General features: G+C 33.2%; 5 protein-coding genes and 1 tRNA gene. 1 reads left to right on the top strand and 5 read right to left on the bottom strand.

Going from position 1 to position 8507, the window contains the following annotated elements; genetic code table 11:
- Nucleotides 1–182 precede the first annotated feature (182 nt).
- The 5 genes from ACVBIO_RS21125 to ACVBIO_RS21105 form a co-directional block, all read right to left on the bottom strand.
- Entirely contained in the window at nt 183–1235 is a 1053-nt protein-coding gene (locus ACVBIO_RS21125; RefSeq protein ID WP_447173384.1) for a YiiX/YebB-like N1pC/P60 family cysteine hydrolase, read from the bottom strand.
- Nucleotides 1236–1508: 273 nt separating this feature from the next.
- On the bottom strand, nt 1509–2690 hold the full coding sequence (locus ACVBIO_RS21120; protein ID WP_447173383.1) for an alpha/beta hydrolase: 1182 nt from the start codon (nt 2688–2690) through the stop codon (nt 1509–1511).
- Nucleotides 2683–3144, bottom strand: a complete 462-nt coding sequence (locus tag ACVBIO_RS21115; RefSeq protein ID WP_447173382.1) for a response regulator — start codon at nt 3142–3144, stop codon at nt 2683–2685. Before ACVBIO_RS21115 ends, ACVBIO_RS21120 begins: the two co-directional genes overlap by 8 nt.
- 1 nt (nt 3145) lies before the next feature.
- On the bottom strand, nt 3146–6385 hold the full coding sequence (locus tag ACVBIO_RS21110; protein WP_447173381.1) for a hypothetical protein: 3240 nt from the start codon (nt 6383–6385) through the stop codon (nt 3146–3148).
- Between the two features lie 292 nt (nt 6386–6677).
- Complete coding sequence (locus ACVBIO_RS21105) at nt 6678–8225, bottom strand: tyrosine-type recombinase/integrase (RefSeq protein WP_447173380.1); 1548 nt, start codon at nt 8223–8225, stop codon at nt 6678–6680.
- 145 nt (nt 8226–8370) lie between these two features.
- On the opposite strand from ACVBIO_RS21105, the gene ACVBIO_RS21100 reads away from it, so the two are divergent.
- Nucleotides 8371–8436: transfer RNA gene (locus ACVBIO_RS21100), tRNA-OTHER, on the top strand.
- Nucleotides 8437–8507: the final 71 nt, after the last annotated feature.

The following is an 8507-nucleotide window of genomic DNA, read 5'->3' as shown; positions in this document are numbered from 1 at the left end:
CTTTGCATTCATGGCATTTACTCGTGGTAATTTTTGTTTGGCGATAAATTTGATCACCAAATGCCATGAATGTTCCTTATTATTTTGCCTATCTCATTATTTCTGTTTATCTTTTTGTGGGGATTCGTCAGACACTGACCCCACATATTTCCTACATATCCTTCTAAATGCGTACCTTTAAATTACCGTAATAAATTAGATACTTCACTAAGCAGAGCATCTACAACCCTAGAGTTAGCTTGCTCTAAACCTCTATATTGTAAAATGACCTTAAGTCGGCATTCGCACTCCCTCAATATGTTGCAATATTGTTGCATATGTAGCTTTAAAAACTTTATTTTATATATTCGATAAGCTTCTCTAGCAATTTTTAAGTTTTTCCCTTGAAGTTCGATTGCCCTTTGATTCAAACTAATTTCACTAATTAAAAACTCATAAGAATTAATTGCTCCAACTAATTTCGCATTAAATTCATTATTATTGTACCTATATGAATTTAGGTTCCTGTCAACATTATATAACTTTAGGTACTTTGTAGCCTCAATATACTTGCATATTCTTTTATCAGTTGAACTATCTTTTAAAAGGTATTCAATGACGTCGTTAACTGATTGAACATCAGCACCATGTTTTTTTAAAAGTTTACGAGTCGGTTCTAACCACTTTAATAATTCATTTCGATTTTCAACATTAGGATCTGGTTTATTTGCCATATCTATATCTTCCGGTGCAGCCAGTCTCACACAACCAAGTACCTCTTCTAAAAGCAATGACTGATTTATATCTTCAGGAGTGCAATAATCAACATTATCAACAAGTTTAACACCGCCCCCATAGTAGCTTTGTGCCACTAGACGAGAACAAAACTGCTTTGTATTTTGGCCTTTTTTATCAACCGAAGATATCGACTTAGTAGCTTCAACTTTACTATAAGGACTTCCAACTTTAGCTCTAGCATTATAACAAACCAACTCTAACGTTGATGGCGATACAGGTATTTTAAGGCGCAAAACTTTAAAACTACTTTTTTTATTCCTCAGTATTCTTTGAGGATTTTTCGAAAAAACGCCCCCTTCAGGGACGGCATGCACCAGCAGATGGTCAATATACAACATCGCATGTGAATAGTTACTTTTAGTAACTTTTTTTATCATTTCACTTACAACCTTACTCTCACCATCTTCTAAGACTATATCCCCTTGCTTTAGTTGAGTTACATCTAGCAAATATTTCATTGTAAATTCCATTTTATTAATATACTTTATACTAAAAAAAACTTTTGCCCCATTATCGATTAATAATTATTAATGCATAACGAAGCCATCGACCTCTAATCTCCCTCTGTTATTTTTGGAAAAATAGATTAATTCCAATAGATATCGCCACAATTAATTCAAAGATTTATGCTATAAACCGCTCAGAGTAGCGCTTTACTAAGTTCCTTGATTAACTAACAAAGTAAATCGAATACTAAACTAGTTCAACGTCCTATCCGTAAGTAGGAATATCTAAACAAAGTTCATTATAACTTTAAACATACCACTGATAATGAAAGCACCTAAAATGTAAGGAGTAACAATAAAAAATGTATGCTTTAAGGCCGTAATAGAGTCGACAGTGTCCCGCTCATCAACACAACTGACTGCGTTACCTTTAATAACTTCCAACCAATCAGAAAAACGTTCTTTCACAAAAAGGTCACTATGTCCCCCTTTAAAGAATCGATTCTTAATCGTAGTATACAAATTACCTTTAAAACCCATTCTACCTGCCATTCCAAGTCTAAGGGCAAAAATTTGTGACATAATTAAAACTTTATCATTTATTGCACATTCATTAAGAATTGTATTTATTTCGTGCTTCTGCGCAATATTCGTAAAATCATAGCCACTTTTCAATACAGAATTCACTAATACTAAATTACCGATTTTCGGAGCAGACTCCTTACCAATTCTATTTAGTGCTTCACAGATAACATAAGTACCAAAACTATGGCCAACTAGATGTACTGTAGAATTAGGTGCCTTTCTTGCACAGAATTTTAGTTCTTTTATCATTCGATTTACCTCACTTTCTCTTAGAGGAGGCCACAAGAAATGAAGAATTGGGTAATACTGATACTTATAAGATGAATGCTGTACATTTAAGTCAGTTTGGTTAGAAATGTAATCACCGAAAAACTCCTGCCACTCACCATTTGTATTAATACCGTGAACAGAGTAGACAATTAACTCATCTTTCACCTTTTCCATATTAACTTCAGATTTTAATAAGAATTCCTCTACGCATTCTTTAATGGATTCTTTCCAATCATTACTTTGTGACTCATATAGATATGAAAAAACTCGTGTTTTAAGCATTTCCAAGTCGTGAGAATCAATCAGATTTTTATACTGACTTAATATAAGTATATTATCTGGAGGTAAACACTTTCCTCTTTTTTGATTGTGTTTTATCCATTTTACTAATTCTATTCCGGCATTAGAATTAATGTCACTACTCTGCCCACTCTCATTCGGCAGTTGAATATCAACAAATACAAATGAAAACTGTCTACTTTTAATTTCTAAAATTGCCTCACTGACACTATCAACATGTTTTATAAAAAAGTCTTCACGGATACTTTTAATAAACTTTTCAATATCTGAATACTTCTTAGGATCATCTTCTACTACTAAAAAATCAATCATTCACAGCGCTCTCAATATAATCAGACATTTCACTCTTCCACAAGTCACTTGCAGAGTCCCAAAATACAACACCAAGCAAAAAACCTGAAAACATCTCAAGCAGCTCCTCCCTTAAACCCTTTAGTGATATTGTATTATCATGATGACCAAAAACATCCCACTGAGTTAATATCACTGTTGGAATTGTAATTCTCTTATGTTTCATCGTTTGCAGGATCTGCTTACCCGACAATGAGCCAATTGAGTGACTTTCTTCACTGTAAGCAGGTAAGCTCATATCCAAAATCAGAAAATCGTAATTATAATTCCTAACATGTTTTATTGCTTCTGAAGGCGTTAAAACATAACTTGCCTCAACATTGAAATCTAACTGTTGAATCAATAACTTTATTGATTCAACTTTACTTATATTATCTTCGACCACAAGTATTTTCACGTTCTTTTTAGCATTCATTCTAAACCCTCAAGTTTGATGTATCTAGACTTGCTGTAAATGTGAACACACCTTTTTCACAATTCAAAAGTATCTCATTACTACAATTAAACTCAATTTCCAATATCTTTTTAACCTTATATAGCCCGCTATCCTTTTCTTTATTTGCATTATATAGATATTCAGGAGAGTTTATTTTTGAATTTATTTCACAAATAGTGGAAGCATCGACTTCAGAATAAAGATTAGCTATTGAAATTTTAATACTCTCTCCCTCAATATTAGCAATATCAATATTCAAATCCAATTTACCTTTATACTTCCTCTTTTTTGCTGCATTTTCAAACAAAAGTATAAACATATGAACAAATGAATCCAAATGTTTCCCATTATATACATGACAATCAACGTCAGAAATGTTTATATTAATATCGACTTTGGGAAAAATCGTCTTTATGAAGTTTTCAGCCTCATAAATCGCAACATGCAAGTCAAAATTTTCTCCAACAACTTCAGAAAAGGATAGCCATTCAGATATATCTATCATTTTATTTTCTAAATCATTTATAACCAAAGACAAAGATGACTTATAATTATGAACACTTATAGACTTTAAAGATGATTTCAACCCCGTAAGTTCAACTAAAAAATCATTATATAATCCTGTTGCTAACAGAGCCTTCCCAACAACAAGACATTTATTAGTTTTAGATTTAAGTAAATTTAATCCATGGTTAACATATTCATCAACAGTTCTTTCTTCATTAAGAAACATGAGATAACTGGCTACATCATCATCCGTTATTGGAAATTTAAAGAGTCTTTCTTCATCTATTTTGTCATTAGTCATTATCTGCATATAAACACTTTTGAGTTTTGACAACCTAATATCTATATGTTTTGACAATGACTTTATCTTATTTTGATACTCTATATAATACTCTTCTCTTAAAAGCTGTTTACAATCTCTCTCAAACAATTCATTGTCTATATAACTATCATTATAGCTTTTACAAAGAATTTCCTCAGAATCAAAAATCGAACGAATTGCGGGAACAATACCATTATGACGTATTTTAGTATTTAATTGATAATCCAAACCATACTTGCCATCTAAACTATACACATCTCTAACTGCACATAAGAATTCATACACTGAATTATAGAGAGAAGTATTTTGTTGTTCCTTAATTTCTTCTAATTCAAAAGAGAAATTTGACCTATCTTCCAAATATGTAGTTATCATAGAATCAATGTAATTAAGCTTCTCGCTTTTTATTATTTCAGATAATACGTCAAAGTTAATATTTAACTTGCCCTTTCCGATATCTTTAACACATAAATTTCTTGAATAATGAGTAGTTAGAAACTTAACCTCTCTTATAACATCTAGATCATTTTGATTTAACTTTGATAGAATAGATATTCGATCAAGCAAGCGCTCCGAAGAAGAAGCATATATACCTCGCACAGTGTGCAACGATTCCAACACATTTAAATTGCAAACCTTCTGCATAAGGAAAACATGTTTATAATCTGAGGGCTCTAGTTCACTCGGACGAGTTATATCTAAGAAATCTAAATAGTCGTCTAAATACAAAGAAGCAATTTGTTCTTCTTTAACTTTTGATGAAATTAAATAAACTGCAATAGGTATTTCAATAGCTAACTCTTCTGGTGGCTCACAATTTTCAATTACTTGAAGAATTTTTTTACTATCAACACGATCAATATTCAAACCCCCATTAAAATAAAGATCACAGATAAACTGACAGGCATTGAATATTTCATTATTATGGAAGTAACATAGTATAATTTTATTATTTATTTCATCGACCATGTGTTCTGGCGCATCTTTTATACTCAAATATATTTCGATAGCATCAGAAAAAGATTTATCATGAAAATGAAAGTCTGCAACTCTTTTTTTGTTACGATAATCTGGAATAGGATAGTTAATTGGTGAATCAAGATTTGAATTCGACAGCATAGAACTAATACTATCCTCATAAACGTTATCTTTGTTAAATGGGTTCGCAGGAAAAGATGCACTTTCGAAGTATTTATATATCCTATCTATTCTTGCGCGGTCAAAATTAACTATTCTTTTCTCTTCTCTCAAACTAAATACTTGAAGAATATCCATGTGATTAAGCGTATAGAATAACTTCTCCAAACCATTAACTTTAACTGACTCATAACTTAGCGAGCTATTAACAATCTTATTGAAGACGCCTCCACTTAAAACCTGAGTACTACTTCTTAAGTTAATTATTGAGTTAATATAAAACTCATAAAGAGAGAATATATTCAGATAATCTAAAAAAAAGCTTTCATAAAAACTCCTACAAGATTCATAATCACCTTTTATATATAAATCACAAACATCAAAGTAATCCTTTTTAACAACCTCGTTATATTCTGACGCATGCGAAAAATAATTACCTAATTTCAAGTCTTTAATGATAAGTGATAACCCTCTATAATCTTCCCTTATTGAATCAGATAAACAATTAAAATCAAATGAACCTGTATATAAAAGTCTTGTTACCGAATTAAACAAATCTATTATATTACACTGCCAGAAATAAGATAAAACTTTAACAGGGTTATATGTAACCCCACAGTTGAATCTATGCATAAAATCAATTATATAACTGTCTAGGGCATCACCAACGGAAAGCCCATCTTTAAGGGAATCTAGAGTATATGTTATTCTATCGACTTTTGATTTAGATGATGTCCGATCAAATATTAAATCTAGATCTCTAATTTCGACCTCTGTTATCTTTGAATTCGAAACTAGATTGTAAAAACCTACAAACCCATCCTTATCTCCCATTAGAGATAAAGTAGATAATTTGGCTTCTAAGTACCAAAATGAACAACCAAACTTTGAATAGACCTCTTCCACAGTTTTTAATGCATCATTATATTCGCCCTTAAGTATCGAGTTCTCATATAATAATTTTAGAGATGAGTAATTACTTAACACCTCCGCTTCTCTCTTTATTTTTATTGCAACAATAGTCAATAAATGCTCTAGTTTATCATCGCTAAAAGTTCGCCCACTACTTCCGCCGAACCCAAAACCTTTAAACTTATGCTTATTGTAAACCAGTGAAGATTTAAAAAGTGGATCTCGCATCTTTATCAAAAGAGCTTGTTTAAACTCTTCAGGTGAATTGATCTTAATGAGTGAACTAATCTCAGACTCAAATGTCTTTTTTACATTCCTAATATTTCTATTCCCATACTTCATTATATTATGACTTATCCATATAACCCACTAACAATTCATACCAATTAAGTTTATAAAAAGACTTCAAAAAAATAAACTTTAATTCCCCACAAAAATATTATCAAAAAAAACAAATGTATTCTATCTAATTTAACCATAATAAAGCTTACTTAAACAAATGTAAGGTATAACTAATCAAAATATGTCAAATTTAACCTTTACCTAAAAAGCAACCTATGTATTTTTAGAAAACAAGGATTTTAACAGACTACGAGGGAAAATGTATTATGCCCCATCACCGATTAATCCCTCTCTACTTCAAAAAATCAGGCATAGCCCCTTGCTGCCTTGACGAATCCAGCTTACTAACAGCCTCAAATCGAGTTCTATCCATTAAATGTGCATAACGTTTGGTGGTCTCTATCTGCTTGTGATTCAGTAGTTGACTTACCATATAGATATTGCCCGTTTGCATCATCACCTTTGAGGCAAAATCATGGCGTAAATCATACAACCTAAAGTTTTCTATTTGTGCGTCCTTGAGCAACTTAGTCCAAGGCTTCTTAATCGTTGTGAGCTGTAAGCTAGGATTAGTCGGTGATGGAAACAACCATGACTCAGCACTAGCTTTGAAGTGTTTTGCAGACTCGCCATGAACTCTATGTCTACGCCACTCAACGAGTGTGGCGTGGGCAAGTTCATTCAATGGAATAAAGTTTGAAACACCGCGTTTATCTAATGATTTTCTGATACGAAAGAATCGGTTCTCGAGATCGACATCTTGCCAGCGTGAGTTAAACAAGGTGCCAGGCCTGATCCCCGTTTCTTTAAACAGAATAATAAAAGGTGTCACATGATCGGCAAACTGGCAATCAGCCAAATCGTCAGGCGTCTGTAACCTGCGTTTTTCTCTATGCTCAATGGTTCGAATTCGTTGATCATGCTTCATAGAGTTGCGCTGATTAATTGCATCGTAAAGCCTCAGCTCTTCGCTATCAGACAAATAACGAATGATCTGATTATCAACTTTGATTTTGGGCAAAGTGTATAAGTCATGCTCTCTGATAACGCCCTTTTCTTTTGCTAGCTGGATGCAGGCTCTTAGGGTGCAGATGGTCTCTTTTAGCGTTGAGGGCTTAACACTCCACAAGCTTTCTCCGGCCGCTAATTGCCTCTTGGTTAGCTTACGCTCTTTAGAACGCATCCACTCACGAACCACCTCTGCTGTTATGTCGGATACAGGGCTTTCAAGATACTTCTTGAAGTTGCGTTCAATCACCCTTATTTTACACATCACCGTTTTTGGGTTTTCATAGCGTTTTGTTTCAAGGTAATCAGAATATAAAAAGGTATGTAAAGTGGTATAACAACTATCCTGCTGTAGTCCCTTCTTTTGCTTTTCAATCAGCTTAATGCCTAGGTTATTGCCTGATTTAAGTTGAGTGGCAGCTTTAACTAGCTGGCTTATGTTGTCCTTTGATAAATCCCCTACTTTGGTGGTACTTAACTTTGCAGTTAATGCATCTCTATATCGCAAATACACAACTGCTGCCTTAGATTCGTCTTTTGAGGCTAATGTTGCTTTAGTGAGTGTCAATTGCGCTCTATAAAATCGAACCGATAACCCCTTCAGCTCGGTGCAATTGAGTACAAAGTATTTTGTATCGCCTTGCCACCATCGCTCAATTTCATTGTGAAAGTGATCAATCGACTCTGTTGAGAAAGAAGAGTCAAGGTAAGACTTAAATGCTAAAAACTTTTGATTAGGCTTAGCGGTTTTCTTGTTAAGGCATGTTGCCGCATAACAAAGAAATTGGTCGATAGATTTGTTCGAAAAGGAAATTTGTAGATTTGTATTCATCAGTATGCGTTCTCATTTCAGTGAAATTTGATCGCACACCTGTCGCACAAGAAACATGGTTATTAATGCAAATCAGTGCAAAAGCGATTTTACTCAAAAAACTAAAAAGCTTGCTTTTCAGTGATATAGGTAATACCCTATTATCAGCTCAAATAAGCAACCTGGACTCATAATCGTCAGGTCCCCAGTTCGAGTCTGGGAGGGGCCACCAAATTAAAACGAAGAAGCCTACCTTGTGTAGGCTTTTTTGTATCTGCAGAAAATTACGACTAACAACAGAAA

It is taken from the genome of Shewanella sp. 0m-8, assembly GCF_052977265.1.
The sequence above is the reverse complement of the archived record's forward strand: the minus strand, read 5'-3'. Positions and strand labels throughout refer to the sequence as shown.

What these genes read in the sequence shown, in the direction of transcription:
- ACVBIO_RS21120 (WP_447173383.1), bottom strand. Translation starts at nt 2,690, where the DNA reads ATGATTGATTTTTTAGTAGTAGAAGATGATCCTAAGAAGTATTCAGAT.
- ACVBIO_RS21125 (WP_447173384.1), bottom strand. Translation starts at nt 1,235, where the DNA reads ATGAAATATTTGCTAGATGTAACTCAACTAAAGCAAGGGGATATAGTC.
- ACVBIO_RS21105 (WP_447173380.1), bottom strand. Translation starts at nt 8,225, where the DNA reads ATGAATACAAATCTACAAATTTCCTTTTCGAACAAATCTATCGACCAA.
- ACVBIO_RS21110 (WP_447173381.1), bottom strand. Translation starts at nt 6,385, where the DNA reads ATGAAGTATGGGAATAGAAATATTAGGAATGTAAAAAAGACATTTGAG.
- ACVBIO_RS21115 (WP_447173382.1), bottom strand. Translation starts at nt 3,144, where the DNA reads ATGAATGCTAAAAAGAACGTGAAAATACTTGTGGTCGAAGATAATATA.